Source organism: Lysinibacillus sp. HST-98 (assembly GCF_016757845.1).
GTDB classification, from domain to species: domain Bacteria; phylum Bacillota; class Bacilli; order Bacillales_A; family Planococcaceae; genus Lysinibacillus; species Lysinibacillus capsici.
In genome coordinates this window covers 61,018-82,065 of the sequence record NZ_JAENHX010000012.1, presented here as the reverse complement: position 1 = coordinate 82,065, position 21,048 = coordinate 61,018, and the positions used below count along the sequence as shown (strand labels likewise).

Below are 21,048 nucleotides of genomic sequence, written 5' to 3'. Positions count from 1 at the left end.
TACATCATTTTTTTGAAACTTTGCTGTTTTTCATGCGTAAATATTTAAAAAGGAGATACAACTATGGAGAATCAAAAAATTTTAGCTGCCTTTAGTTATCTTAGTATTTTCTTCGCCCCTTTTATCGTTCCATTAATTGTATATTTCGTGACAAAAGACAGTGATGTAAAAAGCCATTCGATTCGTGCACTTGTCTCTCATTTAATACCTTTTGTTTTTGGCATTCTATTCTTTATTGTCTTTGTTTTTTCTACATTTAGTTTAGATCCAACCTCCAATAACAAGACGATGATGATTATTTGGTTTGCTTCATTCGCCATCTATGCCCTCGTCTCACTCGGTATTGTGATTTGGAATATAATTCAGGCTGTTCGTGTTATCCGTTAATGTTTTATTTTTAAGAGAAACAGGTAGTAGTAATTGTAAAAGGAGCTGTTTTGGGATGAAAGTATCAAACGTTGTAAAAACTGCCGTTAAGTTAGCACCTATTGTTATTCCTATCGTAAAAAAAGTAATGGCTGCAAAAAAGGGCACAACGCCTACAACCACAACCCGAAAAAAATAAAACGAAGGCGTATTCCTTTTAGAGGAAATACGCCTTCGTTTTATTTCACTTCAAAATGGGTTTGACTATGGCCATTTAATGTTTTTTCCACATGTAAAACTGCTGGCATCGCGGATTTCAATTCAGGCACATGCGAAATAACGCCAATCATACGACCAGAATCCTGCAAATCAATTAATGTATCGATTGCTTTATTTAGTGATTCCTCATCGAGCGAGCCAAAGCCCTCATCAATAAACATCGTTTCAATATGAATATTACCTTGGTAGCTTTGAATCACATCTGCCATCCCCAATGCAAGGCTCAACGAAGCATTAAATTTTTCGCCACCTGATAAAGTTTTGACATCTCGTAATTGATCTGTAAAAGCATCATAAACATCAAGACCAAGGCCACTTTGCTTCGCATGCTTTTCTAATCTATCTGAACGTCTAAGCTCAAATTGACCGTTTGATAAATGATACAGACGTATATTGGCAGCTTCTGTAATTTGATCTAAGTAGTTAATTTGTATATAACGCTCAAAGGATAGCTTTTTCGAGTTTTGTCCATTTAATAATCCATAGAGCTCCTTTACTCGCCCTGCTTCTTGTTCAAGTAAATGAAGCTCTTTCGCTATTTCTTCCACCTTTTCACTAAAGCCTTGGCATGCTTGTATAAAGCCATTCATCTGTTGCAAACGTTTAAATGCTTCCTCATAGGAAACTCGATGCTGTTCTACTCTTGCTTCCATTGCCTCTAAATCTTGCTTCTCTTTCCCTTGAAGATAGGTAGCCCCTTCGGTAATCTGGATTTGCAACGTGTGCACTTGTAAAGTATAGTCACTGCATGCTTTTCGAAGTGCATCTAATTGTATGGCACTCCGTTTAGCAGTAGCATAAGCCTCATAGCTTTCGAACCCTAATTCTTGCATATTTGCTGTAAATTGCTGAAGCTTTTCATTCATTTTAAGCTGTAATTCCTCAAAGGACTGTTTGGCAATTTCTACAGTTAGTGTTGCATTGCTAGCCGTTTCCTTTGCTGCATGCAAATTTTCTTGACTCACTTGCCAACTTTTTTGAAGCTCTTCTTTCTGTTTGCTAACTTCATTAAGTTGTTGCTTTAATTGCTGTAAAGTTGGTAAATTAGGGGGCATCTGCTTAAGTTGTTCGTCTACAACCGCTTGTAATTTTGTCCATTCTTTTATCTGCTCTGCTAAATATTGCTCTAGCTTCATATGTTTATTTCGTAGCTGTTCTATTCGATCATGCTGATGCTTTATTTTCAATCGCACATCAGCTAATTGATGTTGAATAATTTTTAATGCAGCAATCTCTTGTTCCACTTCATGTAAAGTAGCGGTGATCTGTGATTGGTCTTCTTGTTTAATATGCTGCGCCTCAAGTTGTTGCCATGTATCTTGAAGAAGTTGCTGCGCTGATGCTAAAAATGCCTCTTTCTCTAAATACTTACGCTCGTCTGATGATGCCTTCGCTCTTAATGCTTCCACTTGAGCAAGCTCAATAACTTCCAGTTGCTCATTGTGCGCTTTCTGATGTGTCATACTACCACAAACAGGACAGGGTTCTCCTTCCTTCAGTTGTTCTGCTAAAATACTAGCTTGACTCGTCAGCCATCGTTGCTGCAAAAGTTGAAGAGCCTCTTTACTTTCTTGATAGAGACTGTCTAAAGCAACTACATCCTGCTTAGCTAACTCTACGGCATGTTCATATTTCTCCGCTTGCTTGATTAAAGCAACTTGTTCCCGTAGTTTCGGTAATTGGTCTAAATAGCTTTCATAGGGTTCAACCTGTTTTTCATAGCCTTCTAACGATCGAGAAAAATGCTGGAATTGCTCTTGTTCATTTTCCAAAAGTTTGAGGTTATCATTTACTGCTCGTTTTGCATTTTCAGCATATTGCTCTGCTATTTGCAGCTGTTGTATATTGTTTTCATAGGCTTCAAATTTCGGCAATAGCGCTAGCATCTGCATTTCCTGCTGTAAGATTTGCTGTCGTTCAGATTCTTTAGCCTGCTCCATCTCATATTTTTCTTGTGCTTCTTGCAACTTTTCTTGTGACTGCTGTTGCTTAACCTTTGCTTGTTGAAAAGCTAGTTTCTTTACATTCAGTTCAGCACGTAAATCCTTGCATTGTTGTTCGAGCAGCACAAGTCGCTCTGCTTGTTCTGCTAAAGCAATCTCCTTCTCCTTTGCTTGGTATAAATCCTGCTGCTGTAAAAGCATTTGCAGCCGTTGCTGTCGATTAGCTTGTTCATCAAATTGCTCATTTAGCGTTTTTGCTAAGCGATAATATTCCTGCTCTTTTTGATGAAGGCTATATGCTTCTTCATAGTATGACTGTTCATCTTCTCCACATTTCTTATAGTAACTAAGCTCCTCATCAAGTGCCTCTGTTAGTTGATGTAAATTTTCCGTATTATCAGCAATCAATGTGAATAAAGCGGAAGAACGCTGTGGTAAGGCGCCCACAATTTGACCAAGTAAATGTTCTTTTAATTGTTTGGCACGTTCAAGATCACTTTCTGCTTCTTTACGCTTGGCATCAAGCTTTTTTGCCATGACACCGAAACGATCAGTTTTAAAGATTTTCCGTAAAATTACTTCTTTATTTGTTGAATCAGAGGTTAATAGTTTTCTAAATTCACCTTGAGGTAACATGACAATTTGGCTAAATTGATCTTTTGTGAGACCTATAATTTCCTGCAATTTCTTATCGACTTCAAGCGTTTGCTGTTTCTCTACAATGCTATAATCCAGCTTTCCCTCTTTTACTTCTGCTAACTCTATTTTCTTTCCAGTAACCGTTTTATTTTTTTCTTTAATATGACCTGGCTGTCGTACTATTTGATAGACTTTTCCATGCATTTCAAAGACGAGTTCTACAGCTGTATAAACTTCATCATGTGCAAAACCGCTTCTTAGTAAAGCTGTATCCTGTCGATCCTCCCCACTACCTGATCCGTAAAGAGCATAGCAAATAGCATCGAAAATGGTTGTTTTACCTGCACCCGTTTTTCCAGAAATGGCAAACAATCGATGCTCCCCTAGCTCTTGAAAATCAATTACTTCCGTGTCTTTATAGGGACCAAACGCAGTAATTGTTAACTTTAATGGCTTCATTTTACAGTCTCTCGCTCCTCATCTAATAACTCCTGTAACATCTCTGTGAATAGGCGTTCCGTATCTTCATCAGGCTGAATGCCAATAATATCAGTGAAGAATGAACGGAATAAATCAATATCCTCTAGTTTTTCAGCTTCTACTACTTGTAGTTCACGTGGCATATCTTGTCTTAGTACCTTCCGCTCCACATGCATAGCGTGCGGAAATACACTACGAATGCGTTCCATTGGTGAAGTCACAGATATTTTATCCGTCAATCTAACAAATACATAATCCTCACTTGGTGTGAAGGTTAATAACTCCTCTAATTGACCTTCTATTACTCGTAGATCTCTTCTTGGCACAAGCTTTCTTTTACTTACTGTGGTGTTACCTTGCTCGTCTAATTCGATGATTAAAAAACCTTTCTCATGTAAATGCTCAGATAACGAGTATTTTAAGATAGAGCCTGCATAGCGTATGGTTTCGTTTAAAACAAAATGTGCCTTATGTAAGTGCCCAAGAGCCGTGTAGTGAAAAGGTTTGAATAAAGCTGCATTCACACAATCTGAGCCTCCAATGGAAAGGGGTCGCTCGGAATCACTAGTATTTGCTTCCTCCTCACCATACTTCGTCACAAAGGCATGTCCAACAAAAACATGACGCTTACTTGTGTCCATGTCTTCTGTGATATGCTCAATAATTTTTCGCATGGCGTCTTGATGAGAACGGATTGACTCATCTTCAAAGATGTTGCGAATAGTAGCTGGCTCTGCATAGGGCACTAAATGAAAATGTACTTCTCCATGTTGATCATTCAAAACAATAGGTGCATGATTTTTTGTAAATTGGCCCTTAATATATAAACCACTATCACGCATTAAACGACTACCAAAATTTAAACGACCTGCACTATCATGATTTCCCGCCACTGCTAGAACAGGAATCTTCTTTTCTAATACTATTTTCGCTAATACATCATTTAGTAAATTAACTGCCTCAATAGGAGGCATTGAACGGTCATATAAATCACCTGCGATGATAATTACATCTGGTTTTTCCTCATCTATCGCTTGTATAAATTGTTGAAGAATATAATGTTGATCTTCTGTCATATAGACACCTTGAACAAGCTTTCCTAAATGCCAATCTGCTGTATGAAATATTTTCATTCTAGTACCTCCTAGTCTTCTCTATATTTTAGCATGACTATTCCCCATCTAGTGCATACTAAAGGTTTAGTAGTTCTAGCCAAAATTGGTTTTCATAGAAAAAAGCATCTTAATAGGTAAGATGCCTTAGATATCGATTATTTAGATGTATTTGATAAATGCCTTATATCCTGGGAATCCCTGAATTACGTAAGTCATACGAGGAGATTGATGTTGTGCCACATTTTGCTTCCGAGGCTTCTCTGATGATTGTTGCTTTAGGATTTCCTCAAATGATTTGGGATTTGGCTCTGGCAATTCTGCTGAAGAGATGTTTAAAGCATCACTCCCACTATAAATCTGTAAAAATGAGTTAGCCATTTGTCGATAGCCTTCAATATTTGGATGAACATCGGCACTATTTGGTAAGTAGTTGGTTGCATTCAAACCAAAGGCATCATAGACATTTATATAAGCTGCGCCAGCTTGCTCTGCTTGTTGTTGTAAAATTGTATTTAATCTAACTAGCTGGGCGTTTGTTCCTTCTTTTTGCGTCGGATGAACTGTTGGATAAGCAAAATAATACCCTATGACATAGATTTTTGCTTTAGGCGCACGTTCTTCTAATTCATCCAAAATCGATAGCATATTTTTTCTAGCCGAATTTAAAGCGTAATCTGCCTGAAGCTGTGAAAAAGCTAAGGTCCCTGCATTTGGGTTTACTTGGACAAGACGTAATAAATCATTAGCCCCTGCCGAAATTGTAATAAGTGTCGCATTTGCCAATAAATTTTGCGCTTCCTCAGATCGTATTCGTTCTAATACATCCGCCGTAGTAAAGCCTGGAAAAGCAAGTTCTTTTGTATAAAATGATAATTGACCAATCGAACTTAATTTCATGGCAATCAGATCACTATACCCTACATCAATTTCTTTGTAGGGTGTTTGACCTGCTGCTAAGGAATCGCCAATAGCCACATAGGTTTCTGTTTGAGCAAAAGCAGATGAAACCCAAATTGTCATGAATAATACTGTCATACCTAGCAAGCTACATAATCGTTTCATCTGCTTCCCTCTTTTCTTATTGACTAAAAATTAAAAAGCCCAGCTACCCTTGCGGAAAATTGGCTCAACCGTACCATCTGGTAAAATACCATCAATGTCCATTTCACCACTGCCAATCATGAAATCTTCGTGTGTCACAGAAATATTGGCACCCAATGCTTCAAGTTGACCGTTTTCTAGGTCTCTACCGCCCTCTAAGCAAGTCGGATATGCCTCACCAATAGCTAAATGGTTTGAAGCATTTTCATCAAACAGCGTATTGAAATATAGAATCTCCGACGCTGAAATTGGTGATTCGTGAGGGACAAGTGCTACTTCACCTAGGTAGCTTGAGCCTTCATCCACTTGAATAAGCTCTTGCAATAAATCATGTCCTACTTCAGCCTCTGCCTTAATAATTTTGCCCTCTTCAAATGTTAATTTAAAGCCATCGATGATATTGCCCTGATAGACTAATGGCTTCGTATTACTAACATAACCGTTTACACCTTGTTTCATTGGCAGTGTATAAACTTCTTCTGTTGGCATATTGGCCACAAAGACATTATCTTCTGGTGTTTTACTACCACCAGTTAGCCATTTATGTTGTGGTGCTAAAGCGATTGTTAAATCTGTACCAGGTGCTGTATAGTGAAGCTTTGCATACTTTTTATTATTTAAAAGCTGTGCACGAGATTCTAAATTAGCTACATGCTGACGCCAATTATCAACTGCATTGCCTTCTCCAATATGAACCGTTTTAAAGATAGCTTCCCATAATGCAGGTACTTGCTGCTCCTCTGTTAATTGAGGGAAGACCTTTGCTGCCCATTTAGCTGAAGGAACTGCTACAATGGACCAGGCAATTAAATCCTTCATGACTGCATTGCGATAGTTTTTCAATGCTGCCCCTGATACTTTTTGATGTATTGCTAGTCTGTCTGCTGGAATTCCTGTTAGCTTATCAGGATCTGCTGCATCAATCCATAAAAGAGCTCCTTTACGTTCAATCAGTTCATCACGCATTTTCACAACCCATTCAGGGAAGCGATTAAATTCCTCATCGGAAGCATGCTCAAAATAAGCACGATCCAATTCATCATCGGAAAAATTTACATGAACACGGCCTGCTCCAGCCTTATAAGCCTCTTTTACAACTAAACGGGCAAAATCTAAAGCATCCACAGATGTATTGACTAATAAGTACTGACCTGGTTGGATGTTCACACCAACTTTTACTGCAAGCTCTGCATATGCCTGTAATTTCTCTTCAAATGTCATACTATTTCCCTCGCTTCTGTCCAATTGTTTTAGAATTACCCTCAATCAGCTCGCCATCATGCCATATTTTTTGCACAGGCTTGCATGGAATTTCCCTTGTCCATTTTTTATAGGTTTTTTCATCACGATAAGATAATAAGGTTAATACTTCACCATCTGCTCCAGCACGCCCAGTACGACCAGAACGATGCAAATACTGTTCAATTGTTCGTGGGACATCAACATGAATAACATGTGTTAAACCAGCAATATCTAAACCACGAGCTGCAATATCTGTTGCAATTAAAATACGTGCGTCTCCTTTACGGAATGCATCTAACGCTTTTTTCCGTTCTTCTTTCTTCATATCAGAGTGGAGCGTGACAATCGGTGCTGAACGGTATTGTAGTTTTGTTTCCTTCATTAATAATTGATCGATATTATTAACAAAAGCCAACGCTCTTAAACCCTCTGTATGGGAAAGTCGGCGGAGGAAATCCGTTTTATCACGTTCTTCTACCTTCACAAAAGAATGGACAACTTTACCAACCTTTAACATGTCCTCAGGCTTAATTTTAAAACGCAGTGGCTCAAACATCATACGACTCGCCACTAATTCAATTTCCTCTGTAATCGTAGCCGACACAACAACAACTTGTCGGCCATAGGCAGAACCTTCGATAAAGGATTTGATAACAACACGGTATTCACGACTTAGTAATTGATCACATTCATCTAAAATAACTGTTTCGACTTCTTTGAGTTTTAATTTTCCTGCTCGTGCTAATTCGTTTAAACGACCAGGTGTGCCAACAACAATCGTTGGCTTTTTCTTCAACTTTTCAATTTGACGAGCAGAATTGGCACCACCAATCAGCTGTTGAACAGTAATGTCTGTTCCAGCTGTCCACTCACGTATAACTTCTACGATTTGCATAGCGAGCTCTTGCGAGGGAGCTACGATCAGTCCTTGCGTTTGCTTTTTTGCCCCATTCACTTTATTTAATAATGGTAAGACATATGCTAACGTTTTACCTGATCCTGTAGGTGATTCCGCGACAATATCTTTGCCTTCAAGCATAGCTGGTATCATTTCATCTTGAATTTTCATGGGTGTTTCAAAGTTCCATTTTGCTTGTAGTTCTTCTTTTAATAAATTAATGACTGACATGTTATTTCCCACCTTCTATCTACTTGACACTAGTTTAACACACTCCGTAGGTTCCTACTTTATATGTACGTAAGCAATTATCTAATCGTTTCAAGAAACATTGCTTCCTTTCATAAAAAATCTGCTTCACTCAACACGGAAAAGTAAGCCTGTCCACAACTCTTTCAAGAATTGTAGCTTACCCGTGAAAAGCAAGCAGATTCTTTTCAATTCAACTAATCGATTAATTCATAACCACAAGCTAAAATGGCACATTCCGCTAAAACGATTAATGAATCAATATAAATGTCACTTAGCTTCAAATCTCTGTTAACAATAGAAAGCTCTGTACAACCTAATACAATTCGATCACAATTTAATGCTAGCATCGCCTCTTCTATCGGTTGCCAGTCTTCTAGCGTAACATCCTTCCCAGCCTTGACATAATCATAAATGATTGACATCACATAGGATCTCATTTCATTATCTGGAACAACTGGTGTAATACCAAACTGCTCAAGTGCTTCCTGATACATCCGTGATGTTAACGTGCCTGTTGTTGCTAAAATACCTACTCGCTTTGCTCCTAAATCAGCAGCACGCTTCGCTGTTTCGCGAATCATATGCAAGACAGGTATAGGAGAACCCTCTTCAATTTCTTGATAAAACGTATGCGCCGTATTACAAGGGATCGCAATTATGTGTGCTCCTACCGAAGCTAGTTTTTTTGCATCCTCAATAATCACTGGTACCGGATTCTCCTTTGTATTATCTAAAATATAAGCCGTACGGTCAGGAATATTTGTATCATTATCAATAATGGTATGTAAATGGTCCTGATCTTTTTGTGCCTTTGTACGCCTTACAATCATTTCTCCTATAAACATTGTTGCAAGTGGACCAACGCCACCAATAATACCTAAAGTTTGTTTTTTCATGTGTTAGACAGACCTTTGTTATTAAAATATTTCTTATAGCTGCGATAGAAGCTTAAATTATCAAGCGTGACATTCAACCAACGTTTTGCATTCATATCCTTATAGTTAAAAATAGAATCTGTAGCCATTCCTTGTCGAATTAAACTTTTCGCCTCCATTACTAGTTGTTCATTTTGAACATATTTGAACAGCACACCATTCGGTACGATTGTCCAAAGATGCTTGTTCTTCAAATATGTTAGTTGTTGTTTACTTCCTCGAACATAATCGTCCGCTACATACTGCATTAAATTAAAGCCACTGGCCGTCACATAATAATTGGAAAGTTCATTATGTAATTCAATACTCAACAATTTATATTGACCGTCACGATCATCATATTTCATATCAAATGTGGCAAAGCCATGGAATTGTATCGCTTCGAGAAAGGACTTAACATTATCCATTAATTCCTGATGATAGGTTGTCATAATCGCTACATAACGTCCTATCCCTTTTGGAGAATGCTCTTCTAAAATAGGGTTTCCTACGGCAAGAAGTTTTGCCTTCCCATCTTGTCCTATATATGCATTAACAACCCGCATGTTAGCATCTTCTCCAGGAATATATTGTTGTATCATCAAATCATCACGATATGCTGATTCTTTATAGATAGCACGTAATATACTGTCCTTTTCATCCTTATCGTATGCAATATATACTTTTTTCTTACCAGGAAAAATGCATGTAGCATATTTTGTCATATTCATCGGCTTAATGACAATTGGATAATCAAATGGCATGTCGTAGTCTTCATAATCATTCACCGTGCATACATGTGTGGCAGGGTATTGAAAACCAAATTGTGCGCATAGTTCATACATACTTTCACGAGTTAAAAGTTGATGCGCAAGTGGGGCGTCTACATAAGGAACTAGAAAATTCTCTGCTAACTCCTCTTTATGTTCAACGATTTTTTTGACATAAAATTCATCACAGGCTAATAACAGTAATTTTTTGTCTTGGAACTCCTCCGCAATAGCTTTTAAAGCGGTCACAAACCTTTCTTCGATATGAAGTCGCGGTATCTCACGAAAAGTCCATAAATCACTTTGTTGAATTTTTTCCATATTCGTATGGTTTAGTGCAAGTGGCTTCACACCATAGGCTTCGTAAAATGCTCTGGCCATGCCATAAGCATTCATTTCATCTCCAAGTAAAACAGGTAAAAAAACGTGCTCAATGGCCATTCTACTCAACTCACTTTTACTTTTTTATTAGTGTAACATACTAATGATTTATAGCTTATTTATGAACAGCTACAGCTTGTTTGCCTAATTCCTGATAACTTTTGAAAAATTGATCGACATTGTAAGTCACATACCCTTTTAAAGGATCCATTACGACTACCTTATCACCTAAATGTCCCGTTAAGACGACTGCATGTAAGTTCATAAAAGCATCATGCGGAGTCGTTTCTCCTGTATAAATCCAGCCTCTTTCTGCTTTTCGTTTAGGCTTCGATAGATCTAGCGTTACCCATGTCACGACAGGAATACCTTCACGCACAAGCTGTAAAATATCATCCTGTGAGGCGTTACTCATATTTTTGACATGTAAGTCAGCTTGTTTATCTGTAATAACTGCCTCAGCCGCTTTGACAATTGGAGCAGCAAAAACATACATGCCTCGAGCTTTATCACGAGGATTACCTGCAAAAGCTTCATTGGGATTTGGTCCAAAACGTTGATGGCCTACAGTTCGTATTTCTTGCTTTGGTAAATACTTGTCAGTCATTTCGAGTTTTGACACATTCATTCCAAAATAATTTAATACGGCTGTAAGTGAAGTAATTTCACAGCCATGTGGCAGCTCAGGGTTTTGCATGACAACAGGGACATCTAACTCCTGATCGTCTCTTAAAAAGTGTGTTTGCAATCGATAATAGGGCTTTGTTGTATCGTAAGTGAAATTCTCGATTGTTGTATACCCATTATTTGTCGTACTATTTTCAAGTGTCGTTGCCGCAATTGCATATTCTCTCCCTGCCTTTAGCTTCGAAAAGATAGCTTCTCCCTCTTCTGAACCAATCGCTTCTTCCACTACATCACCTGTTTGTACATCTGTAACCGTAAGGAAGAGATTTGGAATAGGTGCCCCGCTATTAAATTCTACTGTTAAAACCGTTAATTGTTTTTCTTGTTCAGCATCTTGCTGAGAAAATGGCTGACAGCCTGAAAGTAACATAATAATCAAAATGCCAATAAGTAAAAGGCGTTTATACCCCGTCCACAAGACAAATTCCGCTCCTATTCTAAGGCGAAGAGCAGCCTCTTCGCCATACTCATTATTCCATTTGTCGTAGACTCTATTATACGATACTTTCATAGCCGTTCCTATTTTATCTTGATTTAATAACTATATTTTGTACTAATAGCGAGTTTCACAAGACTCTTTTTCGAGTAAACTCCAAAAATCTGGATAGCAATTATGCCAAAGGATAATTGAACTGTCTTAAATCGTTGTTACTTTCGGTCGTAATGTATGCTTTAGTACCTTCCCAGAGGCATTACGTGGCAATTCTATTAAAAATTCAATTTCATATGGTACTTTATATTTGGCAAGTCGTGTTTGACAATAGGATAGTATCGAATTTTCATCAAGAGACTTCCCCTCCTTTAACACCACAAATGCTTTTGGTACTTCTCCATATACTTCATGTGGCAATCCAACCACTGCTGCTTCTAAAATTTCCGGCATTTGATATAGAACTTCTTCTATTTCGATTGGGTAAATATTTTCTCCACCGCGAATAATCATATCTTTTTTTCGATCTACAATATATAAATAGCCTTCCTTATCAAAGCGTCCTAAATCGCCTGAGTACAGCCAGCCATCCCTAATCGCTCTTGCTGTTTCCTCTGGATTGCGCAAATAGCCCTTCATTACTTGTGGTCCTCTTACGCATATTTCGCCCACCTCTCCAGCTGGTACGGTCTTTCCATCGCTATCAACTACACAAACCTCTGTCTGTGCTAATGGTTTTCCCACTGAGCCAATTTTCGTCAATGCATCTGTATCTAATAAAGAGGTAGCTGCAGGTGAATTTTCAGTTTGACCATAAAGATTTTGAACCTTTACATTTGGAAATGCTTCTTTCACTTGCTTTACAAGCTCATAAGGCATAGGGGCAGCCCCGTAACATAATAAACGTAAATGCTTAAAGCTATGTTCCTTGAATCCTGGAGTATTTAATATGATCGTATACATAGATGGAACACCAAAGAAAATTGTCGTTTCAGTAGCTACAATTTGAGCTAACGTTTTAGTTGGTGAAAATGCTTCTTCAATGACCACTGTTCCTCCTTGATAAAACATAGGCATAGCAAATACATGAAGACCTGCACAATGGAACAAAGGTGTACAAATAAACATTTTGTCCTTGCTCGACATATTCATAGAAGATGACCAAATATCTGCTGTAGCCACGATATTTTGATGCGTTAGCATGACGCCTTTGGGTTTACCTGTTGTTCCTGACGTATACATGACCACTGCCGTATCGTCAGCCTCTAATTGCACAATTTTTCTAGCATGATTATCATGCTCAATTATGTTTTTCATTTCTTGAAATCCGATTGTATGTTGGAATGAATAGGAAACGTCCTCTAATACCTCTGTTAATCTTTCATCAAAAATTAAGCCCCTTGCTTGTGAATGAGTAAAAATAAAATCAACCTCAGGAGCAGCTAATTTAGTGTTAATAGGCATCACAATAAATCCAGCTAATTGGACACCTAAATAAGCGATTAAAAATAAATCTGAATTGAGCGTATATAGGGCAATCACATCATCTTTTTCAAAATCTTGTTCCTGCAAGTAAGCCGCAAATCTTTCTACACGTTGATAAAAATCATGATAGCTTAATGCCTTTCCATCATACAAGGTTGCAATTGCATTTGGTTGCTGCCCTGCATAGTCTTCAAGAATATCTGTCATAAACTTCGTCATTATAAGCCCTCCATACATTCATTTTATTATTACTGAATAAACAAGAATGGGAAACTATTAAACTTCTTAATATTCAGAAAATTATGATTATATTTTATCAAGCAATGTATTTCTTGGCAATTTTTCCACACATTCAAAATATGTAGCTGAAGTAACGAAATATTCTTAGACATTTTACTTTTCTAGCAATTTCTATTGGGTGTATGATACTTGTACCATTATTATTAGGAAAGGCCGGGTTTAAATGCTTTATGCACTTTTAGGAGATTTACATTCTAATATAGAAGACACTAAAGCTGTTCTAGCTCATATTCAACAAACAGCAGAGGAAGCAAAAATCATTGGGTTAGGGGATTTATATGAATGCACTGTTAGTAAGAAAAAGGCACAAACCATATCTGGCTTACCTTTGCAAAAGGCGGCCATAGTAGAAAGTGAATTTGAAAAACTACTAACCTTCCCCTCTATTCGAGGCAATCAAGAAGAACGTATTACTCAGGTCACTGGCATTGAACGTTTTAAAGCTTTACCTGAGACAATAGAGATTGAAGGAGCCACGCTTATGCACGGACATCAATTTAAGTGGAATGTAAGCTGGCAACCGACTTTCCCACCCTTTCAAAAACCATTATTTTTCTTTGGGCATAGTCACGAATCAGGTCTTTATCATCAACAAAAAAAGCTGCCGATTCGTATTCGCTACGGGCAACCAATTGCGTTACAAGACAAACAATATGGTGTGAATGTAGGCTCTGTTATCAATCACCGTGAATGGTGTCTTTATGATAGCCAAAAGCGTACAGTGACATTTATGTGTGTTCCACCTATTCATCTATAAAAGAGCAAGCTAGTATGTAGACTAGCTTGCTTTCCATTTTTTAATGAATATATTGCTTTTTCTCGCTCAATAAAATTTCCTTTAACTCTTTTAATTTTTCAATTACAACATACGATTCATCCGTAATTTCTTTCAGGTATTTTTCAGCGCCCGTTTTATTGCCTACATTGTATTCACGCACTGCTTTTTTTGCTATATCATGGACGTGGATAAATGGTTGTTCTAACTCTGCATAGACACGCTCATCACCTAATAGTTTCTTTCCTGTGCCGTAATACCATTCGCCAAGGCGTGATTCTTTTGGAGACCCTACATCCTGCTCCGTCATCGTTTCAAAGCCTAGTAGCAAATTGTAGATTTTCCATCTCCACAATAGATGATCGGTAATAGCTAATTCAATAATATCCTCTTGGCTAATAATAAAGTTTTTAGAAATTGTTGTGGATCTGTATCCATCAATCATTTTACTTAACTTATAAATGGCAGAGCCCATATCAAAAACGATTACCTTACTTTTTTGCATGCTCTCTGTAATTGTATGGTTACGTTCAGAAATAGTAGTAGCAGATTGTGCCTGAACCTTTGTCGTTGTAGCTATTTCCTCAAAGCGCGCCCCCTGCTGCTGTAAGTTTTTATTTAGCTCAGCTAGCGTCTGTGATATATATAAGGTATCTGTAACACCTTGATGTAAATCTTGGGAAAATTGAGTCGTCAATGAACTAATATTATGGGTAATATGAAGTAGCTCCTGTATATCTGTATGTATAGATTTGACAGATGTACTTGTATCATCAGCAAGTTTCCGAACTTCCTCTGCAACAACCGCAAAACCTTTTCCTGCTTCTCCCGCACGAGCGGCCTCTATTGATGCATTTAAAGCCAACAAATTTGTTTGATCTGCAATTTTTTTAATTAATTCCATTAATTTCGCTACACTATTTACACGTTCAACTAAACGCCTAATGTCTTCCTGCATTGATTTATGGCCTTCATCGGTCGTCTGTAAAATAGATGATACTTGTTGTAATGATTCCAAATCCTGATTTAATTTTTTAAAGGCATGCTTTGTTTGCTCTGAAATATCACCAACTGATGTGGCAATTTCTTCAATACTTTCGTCTAACTCATGCATTAATTGATCTGCTGCAACAATCTCCTGTTGCTGAATCTCCTGAAATTCAATCAGTTCCTTAATGGTATCTAACTGTGTATTATAAGTAATTATTTCACCTAATCCATTTACTACAGATCCTGCTTGAATTTCAATATAGGTCTCTAAAATAATTTGTTGATCAATTGTTACTAAGCTATCGTAAGACAATAAAACATCCAGCATTTTTTCTTCATCACGAGATAGTTCTTTGACAATAAGTGGAATGATTAATTGATTAATCAGTGTATAGGCAGAAATCATCCAATTCGGTAGTACACCAATTCTTGCATGAACATATGCAATTTTACGACGCTTAAAGACATAATCTAAATCTAATTCATCATCAAATAAGCTAATGAAATGTGTATCAAACAATCCTTTTAAGCGCTCTACTGTTGAATGTGTATTGATGACATGATTAAACTCTGGGATTTCCAGTAGACGAGCATAAAAATTATCGAGTATATGCTGTCGATTATTCTCATAAATTTTACGTAAAAATCCAACAGATTCTCTTCTAATTCTAGATAAAGCAAGGAAATCCAATTTTTCCTTAAAGCGTTCATTTGTTTCGATGTCTGAATTTTTCGTAGCCGAAAAATAATCATAACTTTGATTAATCTTCTTCCTTTTGAACATAGCTCCCACTCCTAGTTGTATTCAAGTAAAATAAAATTACCAATATTTTAAAGCCAATTATAGATTTCTCTTCATTACCTTCAACTAATAAAACATATATATTTTACCAACAATAGAATAACAAAAATAGATTCTCATTTAATTCTTTACACTTTATTATTTTTCCGTCCACTTTATTGACAATTTCTTATTTTCTTAGTTAAACACTGTCTTTACGCAGAAAAAGCGCTAAAATCCCGATTGATTTAGCGCCTTCTTCCCATATAAACTTCTCGTTAGTGCTAGCACTCGCAATCGCAATTTTGTAAACTATCCAGTAGCTTTTCCATGGCTTCTAGTTGCTCACACAGCGTTTGAATCATGCAACGTAGGATTGGAATTAACTCTTGACAGATGCAGAATCTAAGCACATTTTGTGCCAGTCGTATACCACCCTGATGATGGACGATCATTTCCCGAAGATAATTGATATTAATGCTATTAGAGACTGGTGGAGCACACATTGCATTGAACATAGCTTCTGTAATTTCTTTGTAAGCACACATATACTCGTATAATTCATACTCTGAATTTTGTACGACACAACAGCGATTTTGTATCGCTTCAAGACTCTCAACCATTTCTGTATGTGTGCGAATGATTTCTAAGGCGAGATTTTGCACAGGTATATTCGTTGTATAACGTAAAACATTTTCAGACATTTGGATTGCTGCAACTTGATGAGGGATGATTTGCTTAATAAAATTTTCTGAGATACTACAAGTAATGGTTACATAGGTCATACCCTGCATCATTTTTTTGAGGATTCGCTGATATTCCTCTAAATATGCCTTTGTCACATTACTGAGTTCAATAGGTTTAGCCATTAGACACACTCCTTTCAGAGTAATGTATGCCTGCTAGGTTGTTGTGCGATAGACAATTGTACCAATTGCTCAATTTTTATCAACCTTTATCATCGTAAAAAACTATACTTGCTCTTTCTTATATGTAGCTATGCATGTTGAACAAATGCATAGATTTGGCTCTCTTTGCACTGTAGTTAACAGGGTTTCTGGAATGCTAACTGTCATACACCAGCACTCTTTTTTGCCTTTTGCCACGCCACAATGGTTTTCGCCTCCGCATAATGGACATCTCATTTCTCCAGTTGACATGATTTACAACTCCTTTATTTTTCACCATTGTAAAATAAAAAGGGAAGAGCGCTCAATACCTTGCTCCTCCAAAACGTTTATTGTTGATGTTTGTGTATGTCTTGTTTGACTTCATCAATGTCTGTGTCGCTATAAATAGACGTACCATGTCCACCACCTTTAGCTAACAACGCCTTTACTTCATTATAGGATAATCCTGCCTGTGCATTTTTTTGCTTCACTTCATTAATATTTGTTCCTGCAGCTGTAAATTGGACGTCTTTTTCATGATTCATTGATTTTTCACCTCCTATAATTCATCTGGCTGCATTTCAATTAATTCGTCGCCTTCTCTTTTGACTCGCTTATTGAGTTCCTCTATCGGAATGGCATCCACAGTTTGCATATCCTCATGCAAATCGAAAAGACTAATTGTATCTGATTCAACCATGTCAGGCTTGTCCTTACTATTTAAATTCATGAACATTTTCTTTTCATGTGGTATTTTTTCGATATCCATTCTGTCACACTCCTTTTCCTATAATGTGTGTAATGCTGAACAGATTATGTGTCTTTCTCATTCGCACTTTTATTAATTCGATGATACTCAGCTATTTGAATAACTCGTACATGTTTTGTGTGCAGTTCATGGTATATCCCCCTACTATCCGTAAAGGAGATATATTGATCACGTTCATTTTTCACTAATTTTTCTGCCTCTTGTTGTGATTCAATAAAAATGAACCTTCGAACATAATGTACCTCATCAAAAAAATACGTAATTTTAAATTCCTTCATCTTTATGCCCCTTAATCCTGCAATGTCACCGCTTATTCTGTCCAGAAACTGAAAAATCTTGCATTCCTAAAATTACATCAAACATTCTGAAGCATATAGTAGAGCAATAAACCTTTGCATTGGAGGGACTAAAAATTGATTCATACAGTCAAAGCTGGTGAAACCCTTGTTCAAATTTCTCAAGATTACCGTACACCTTTGTCATCTATTCTCGCTGCTAATCTAGGAATTCAGCCTGACCATCTTTTCAATGGTCAACAAATTATCATCCCCGGCTTGCCCGACCCCGAAGCAATTCCTTACCATATCGAGATATCTACCAATAATCGCTGGCTCCGTTTATATAAAAACAATATCCTTCAAAAACAATACCCAATTGCAGTTGGACGCATGCTTCACGAAACACCAGTAGGTAGTTTTATTATCATCAATAAAGCGCCAAACCCTGGCGGTCCTTTTGGTACGATGTGGATGAGTCTTTCTAAAGAACACTACGGAATTCATGGCACAAATGATCCTAGCTCTATTGGGCATGCTGTTTCACATGGGTGTATCCGCATGCAAAATCGAGATGTTGAAGAGCTAGCCAGTATTGTGCCAATAGGTACAGAGGTAGTGATTCACCCCTAACCAAAAAGGCTATCTAGTCAGCTTAGATAGCCTTTTGTTTTAATTATCTTGTTCTCTAGCCTGTGCAAGCTTTGTTAAATAGTATTGCTCTTCACGCCACATATGATCCGCCATCGGAGCTGTAAATGTACCTAGCACTTCTGCACTTAGCTCCATTTCTTCTAATTCTCTTAAGGAATGTTTTATTTCAAGCTCAACATCTTTATTAAAGCGTTTTAAAGCAGGAAAGGAATCCATATTCGTACGTAAATAGCCTGTTAATTCTACGGCCTTTAAGTAAAATTGTTCAAAGTGTTGAGCAAACTCATGACTCTTTTGCTTCAAACGCTTCTCAACACCATCTAAATCATCATTAATAATGCCTGCGTGTCCAGTAGCATCTAAAAGCCAAACTAAATGATGATGAAGCTCATGAAAAATCGGTGGTGCTTCTCCTTTTTTCAAGTAATTCAGCACATTTTGGTATTCTTCTAATTCATTGACCATATGGTTGACAAACGTAGGCGTTAAATGAATCCCAATATCCCCCAATAGTTGATGTCTGAGTAGATGAAGCTTGAACTGCTTAAATTGCTCAACATTGTCGTCCACGGACACTGAAAAAGATACAGCATTTGAATCATCGAGCGATGGTACATATGCAAGTAGCTGCGAGAATTGATAAATATACGTATGGGCTCTTTGAATATCATCCTTTTCTGAGGGATAGAGGGCGTCATGAATAAATTGAGCGTGATTTTGCATGATTTCTAGCCAAAATCTATGCTCAAAAATAGCATGTTGCACAAAACTAGACAAAGCTTTACCTCCTTTTAATTTGATTTTAGAGAAATATTCTTGTTATCTCTCCATTCTATTCTTTACATTTTACAGTTAGTCGTATAGCAAATTTCGTATAGGATGAAATGCTAAAAGCTATACTACTTATGGCAAAAGCATTTAGATATTTAAGACTATAGGAGGGAATACGTTGTCAACAAGTAAACAGCTATTATCCATATTCGCCCTTGGTGGGATAAATGAAATTGGTAAAAATATGTATGTAGTACGATATGCAGATGACATAATTATTATTGATTGCGGAGCAAAATTTCCTGACGAAACCCTGCTCGGAATTGATTTAATCATTCCAGATATTACGTATTTACTTGATAATAAGGAGAAAATTAAGGCATTAATTGTCACGCATGGACATGAAGATCATATTGGTGGTATTCCTTACTTACTAAAAAAATTAAATGTCCCTGTGTATGCTACCCGATTCACACTAGGACTTATTGAATTAAAGCTTAAGGAACATAAACTCTTACGAGAAACCGATTTAATTGAAATTCATGCAGACTCAGCTCTACATTTAGGACAATTCGATGTTAGTTTCTTTAGAACCAATCATAGTATACCCGATTGTTTAGGTATTGTTTTAGCCACTCCCGAAGGAAACGTTGTCCATACTGGAGACTTTAAATTTGACCTAACGCCTGTTAACAACCAATATGCTGATATTCATAAAATGGCTGAAATCGGTTCAAATGGTGTGCTAGTTCTTATCTCGGAAAGTACAAATGCGGAAAGACCAGGTTTGACGCCTTCAGAGCAACTTGTAGGGCATCATATTGAGGAAGCCTTTTTACATGCTGAACGAAAAGTAATCATCTCTACCTTTGCTTCAAATGTTAATCGTATTCAGCAAATTGTACATGCAGCAATTGCAACCAATAGGAAACTAGCTTTAGTAGGGCGTAGCATGGTCAATGTCGTTGATGTCGCAATTGAACGAGGTTATTTATTTGTACCAGAAGATCTGTTAATTGATGCACGAGAGGTCAAATACCTCCCTCCAGAAGAGGTGGTGGTCCTCTGCACAGGTAGCCAAGGCGAGCCTCTAGCTGCACTTGCAAGAATAGCAAATGGTAATCATCGTGAAATTAAAGTTTTACCAGACGATACAGTCATTCTTGCCGCTTCACCAATCCCCGGTAATGAAAAGGGTGTTTCTCGTATTGTGGACAATTTGTTTCAGCTTGGTGCTAAAGTTATTTATGGTTCTTCCAGTCATACAGGTATGCATGTATCAGGACATGGTCATCAAGAGGACTTAAAACTTATGCTGACGTTTATGAAGCCTAAATTTTTCATACCTATTCATGGTGAGTATCGTATGTTACATCAACATCGTTTATTAGCAGAATCTATTGGCGTTCAAAAGGGGCATACATTTATTATGAAAAATGGGGATGTTGTTGATATTGAAAATTCAAAGGCAAGGCAAACACGGAAAATTCCTGCTGGGGATACCTATGTAGATGGGATTGGCATTGGTGAGGTCGAAGGAATTGTCCTGCGTGATCGCAAGCAACTTTCAGAAGATGGAATGCTTGTTATTGTATTGACACTCAATAAAGCTGATGGTGCTTTTATTTCAGAACCCGATACCATTTCACGTGGTTTTGTTTATGCTAAAGATTTCGAGGCACTGTTAACTAAAGTCAATGTGCTTACCAAAGAAATCGTCAATGAGCTTCAAGAAGAGAGCAGACAGCAAATACATGTTCTTCGCCGAGAAATTAAAAGAGCTGTTGGACAATATTTATTTACCCAAACAAAACGTAAGCCCATGATTTTACCAATTATTATTGAAATTTAACAAGTCGGT

The 21,048-nt window shown here is 37.3% G+C and carries 21 protein-coding genes; 5 read left to right on the top strand and 16 right to left on the bottom strand.

From position 1 onward, the window contains the following. Positions 1-63: 63 nt before the first annotated feature. Together JIN86_RS20915 and JIN86_RS23835 are read left to right on the top strand one after the other, a co-directional pair. The gene (locus JIN86_RS20915) at positions 64-387 is read left to right on the top strand and encodes a magnetosome magnetite crystal formation protein family (RefSeq protein WP_202342774.1); all 324 of its coding nucleotides are present in this window, start codon (positions 64-66) and stop codon (positions 385-387) included. Between the two features lie 55 nt (positions 388-442). Then, a complete protein-coding gene (locus tag JIN86_RS23835) occupies positions 443-565 on the top strand; it encodes a hypothetical protein (RefSeq protein WP_004225603.1) in 123 nt (40 codons plus the stop codon). Between the two features lie 40 nt (positions 566-605). Here the strand turns inward: JIN86_RS23835 and JIN86_RS20910 are convergent, their stop codons facing one another. The 9 genes from JIN86_RS20910 to JIN86_RS20870 form a co-directional block, all read right to left on the bottom strand. Continuing rightward, positions 606-3,686 carry an AAA family ATPase gene (locus JIN86_RS20910; RefSeq protein ID WP_004225604.1) on the bottom strand — a complete coding sequence of 1,027 codons (3,081 nt, stop codon included), beginning with the start codon at positions 3,684-3,686 and terminating at the stop codon, positions 606-608. Beyond that, on the bottom strand, positions 3,683-4,840 hold the full coding sequence (locus JIN86_RS20905; RefSeq protein ID WP_009371561.1) for an exonuclease SbcCD subunit D: 1,158 nt from the start codon (positions 4,838-4,840) through the stop codon (positions 3,683-3,685). The genes JIN86_RS20910 and JIN86_RS20905 overlap by 4 nt, the downstream gene beginning before the upstream one ends. 141 nt (positions 4,841-4,981) lie before the next feature. Beyond that, positions 4,982-5,884: an SGNH/GDSL hydrolase family protein gene (locus tag JIN86_RS20900; protein WP_202342773.1), complete on the bottom strand. Its 903-nt coding sequence runs from the start codon at positions 5,882-5,884 to the stop codon at positions 4,982-4,984. 30 nt (positions 5,885-5,914) lie between these two features. Continuing rightward, a complete protein-coding gene (locus JIN86_RS20895) occupies positions 5,915-7,144 on the bottom strand; it encodes an aminopeptidase (RefSeq protein ID WP_202342772.1) in 1,230 nt (409 codons plus the stop codon). A 1-nt stretch (position 7,145) separates the two neighbouring features. Next, the gene (locus JIN86_RS20890; protein ID WP_202342771.1) at positions 7,146-8,294 is read right to left on the bottom strand and encodes a DEAD/DEAH box helicase; all 1,149 of its coding nucleotides are present in this window, start codon (positions 8,292-8,294) and stop codon (positions 7,146-7,148) included. A 215-nt stretch (positions 8,295-8,509) separates the two neighbouring features. Further along, entirely contained in the window at positions 8,510-9,211 is a 702-nt protein-coding gene (cuyB, locus tag JIN86_RS20885; RefSeq protein WP_004225616.1) for a cysteate racemase, read from the bottom strand. Further along, a complete protein-coding gene (locus JIN86_RS20880; protein WP_004225618.1) occupies positions 9,208-10,440 on the bottom strand; it encodes a carboxylate--amine ligase in 1,233 nt (410 codons plus the stop codon). The genes cuyB and JIN86_RS20880 overlap by 4 nt, the downstream gene beginning before the upstream one ends. A 55-nt stretch (positions 10,441-10,495) precedes the next feature. Continuing rightward, the gene (locus tag JIN86_RS20875; protein WP_237497381.1) at positions 10,496-11,578 is read right to left on the bottom strand and encodes a C39 family peptidase; all 1,083 of its coding nucleotides are present in this window, start codon (positions 11,576-11,578) and stop codon (positions 10,496-10,498) included. Between the two features lie 126 nt (positions 11,579-11,704). After that, on the bottom strand, positions 11,705-13,201 hold the full coding sequence (locus JIN86_RS20870) for a class I adenylate-forming enzyme family protein (protein ID WP_004225623.1): 1,497 nt from the start codon (positions 13,199-13,201) through the stop codon (positions 11,705-11,707). A 244-nt stretch (positions 13,202-13,445) separates the two neighbouring features. Between JIN86_RS20870 and JIN86_RS20865 the strand changes: the two genes are divergently transcribed. Then, positions 13,446-14,039, top strand: coding sequence for a metallophosphoesterase family protein (locus JIN86_RS20865; protein WP_004225625.1), 594 nt, complete (start codon positions 13,446-13,448; stop codon positions 14,037-14,039). Positions 14,040-14,079: 40 nt separating this feature from the next. Here the strand turns inward: JIN86_RS20865 and JIN86_RS20860 are convergent, their stop codons facing one another. From JIN86_RS20860 to JIN86_RS20835, 6 genes are all read right to left on the bottom strand, one after another. Continuing rightward, positions 14,080-15,831, bottom strand: a complete 1,752-nt coding sequence (locus JIN86_RS20860; protein WP_004225627.1) for a methyl-accepting chemotaxis protein — start codon at positions 15,829-15,831, stop codon at positions 14,080-14,082. Positions 15,832-16,112: 281 nt separating this feature from the next. Further along, a complete protein-coding gene (locus JIN86_RS20855; protein ID WP_004225628.1) occupies positions 16,113-16,697 on the bottom strand; it encodes a DUF305 domain-containing protein in 585 nt (194 codons plus the stop codon). 102 nt (positions 16,698-16,799) lie between these two features. After that, positions 16,800-16,988, bottom strand: a complete 189-nt coding sequence (locus tag JIN86_RS20850) for a cysteine-rich CWC family protein (protein ID WP_004225629.1) — start codon at positions 16,986-16,988, stop codon at positions 16,800-16,802. Between the two features lie 77 nt (positions 16,989-17,065). Next, positions 17,066-17,263 carry a gamma-type small acid-soluble spore protein gene (locus tag JIN86_RS20845; RefSeq protein ID WP_004225630.1) on the bottom strand — a complete coding sequence of 66 codons (198 nt, stop codon included), beginning with the start codon at positions 17,261-17,263 and terminating at the stop codon, positions 17,066-17,068. Positions 17,264-17,277: 14 nt separating this feature from the next. Then, entirely contained in the window at positions 17,278-17,487 is a 210-nt protein-coding gene (locus JIN86_RS20840) for a hypothetical protein (protein ID WP_004225632.1), read from the bottom strand. 44 nt (positions 17,488-17,531) lie between these two features. After that, a complete protein-coding gene (locus JIN86_RS20835) occupies positions 17,532-17,765 on the bottom strand; it encodes a hypothetical protein (RefSeq protein ID WP_004225633.1) in 234 nt (77 codons plus the stop codon). Positions 17,766-17,900: 135 nt separating this feature from the next. Between JIN86_RS20835 and JIN86_RS20830 the strand changes: the two genes are divergently transcribed. Next, positions 17,901-18,395 (top strand): L,D-transpeptidase family protein, encoded by a 495-nt coding sequence (locus tag JIN86_RS20830; RefSeq protein WP_202342770.1) that lies wholly within the window; start codon positions 17,901-17,903, stop codon positions 18,393-18,395. Positions 18,396-18,434: 39 nt separating this feature from the next. Here the strand turns inward: JIN86_RS20830 and JIN86_RS20825 are convergent, their stop codons facing one another. Next, a complete protein-coding gene (locus JIN86_RS20825; protein ID WP_202342769.1) occupies positions 18,435-19,193 on the bottom strand; it encodes a DUF2935 domain-containing protein in 759 nt (252 codons plus the stop codon). A 172-nt stretch (positions 19,194-19,365) separates the two neighbouring features. Here JIN86_RS20825 and JIN86_RS20820 point away from each other — a divergent pair, with 172 nt between their 5' ends. After that, positions 19,366-21,039: a ribonuclease J gene (locus JIN86_RS20820; protein ID WP_202342768.1), complete on the top strand. Its 1,674-nt coding sequence runs from the start codon at positions 19,366-19,368 to the stop codon at positions 21,037-21,039. The last annotated feature ends 9 nt before the right edge of the window (positions 21,040-21,048 follow it).

Excerpts from the sequence above, each read along its gene's own strand:
- JIN86_RS20865 (WP_004225625.1), top strand. The coding sequence starts at position 13,446 with ATGCTTTATGCACTTTTAGGAGATTTACATTCTAATATAGAAGACACT.
- cuyB (WP_004225616.1), bottom strand. The coding sequence starts at position 9,211 with ATGAAAAAACAAACTTTAGGTATTATTGGTGGCGTTGGTCCACTTGCA.
- JIN86_RS20845 (WP_004225630.1), bottom strand. The coding sequence starts at position 17,263 with ATGAATCATGAAAAAGACGTCCAATTTACAGCTGCAGGAACAAATATT.
- JIN86_RS20870 (WP_004225623.1), bottom strand. The coding sequence starts at position 13,201 with ATGACGAAGTTTATGACAGATATTCTTGAAGACTATGCAGGGCAGCAA.
- JIN86_RS20880 (WP_004225618.1), bottom strand. The coding sequence starts at position 10,440 with ATGGCCATTGAGCACGTTTTTTTACCTGTTTTACTTGGAGATGAAATG.
- JIN86_RS23835 (WP_004225603.1), top strand. The coding sequence starts at position 443 with ATGAAAGTATCAAACGTTGTAAAAACTGCCGTTAAGTTAGCACCTATT.
- JIN86_RS20905 (WP_009371561.1), bottom strand. The coding sequence starts at position 4,840 with ATGAAAATATTTCATACAGCAGATTGGCATTTAGGAAAGCTTGTTCAA.
- JIN86_RS20895 (WP_202342772.1), bottom strand. The coding sequence starts at position 7,144 with ATGACATTTGAAGAGAAATTACAGGCATATGCAGAGCTTGCAGTAAAA.
- JIN86_RS20915 (WP_202342774.1), top strand. The coding sequence starts at position 64 with ATGGAGAATCAAAAAATTTTAGCTGCCTTTAGTTATCTTAGTATTTTC.
- JIN86_RS20910 (WP_004225604.1), bottom strand. The coding sequence starts at position 3,686 with ATGAAGCCATTAAAGTTAACAATTACTGCGTTTGGTCCCTATAAAGAC.
- JIN86_RS20860 (WP_004225627.1), bottom strand. The coding sequence starts at position 15,831 with ATGTTCAAAAGGAAGAAGATTAATCAAAGTTATGATTATTTTTCGGCT.
- JIN86_RS20855 (WP_004225628.1), bottom strand. The coding sequence starts at position 16,697 with ATGGCTAAACCTATTGAACTCAGTAATGTGACAAAGGCATATTTAGAG.
- JIN86_RS20840 (WP_004225632.1), bottom strand. The coding sequence starts at position 17,487 with ATGGATATCGAAAAAATACCACATGAAAAGAAAATGTTCATGAATTTA.
- JIN86_RS20900 (WP_202342773.1), bottom strand. The coding sequence starts at position 5,884 with ATGAAACGATTATGTAGCTTGCTAGGTATGACAGTATTATTCATGACA.
- JIN86_RS20850 (WP_004225629.1), bottom strand. The coding sequence starts at position 16,988 with ATGTCAACTGGAGAAATGAGATGTCCATTATGCGGAGGCGAAAACCAT.
- JIN86_RS20890 (WP_202342771.1), bottom strand. The coding sequence starts at position 8,294 with ATGTCAGTCATTAATTTATTAAAAGAAGAACTACAAGCAAAATGGAAC.
- JIN86_RS20875 (WP_237497381.1), bottom strand. The coding sequence starts at position 11,578 with ATGAAAGTATCGTATAATAGAGTCTACGACAAATGGAATAATGAGTAT.
- JIN86_RS20835 (WP_004225633.1), bottom strand. The coding sequence starts at position 17,765 with ATGAAGGAATTTAAAATTACGTATTTTTTTGATGAGGTACATTATGTT.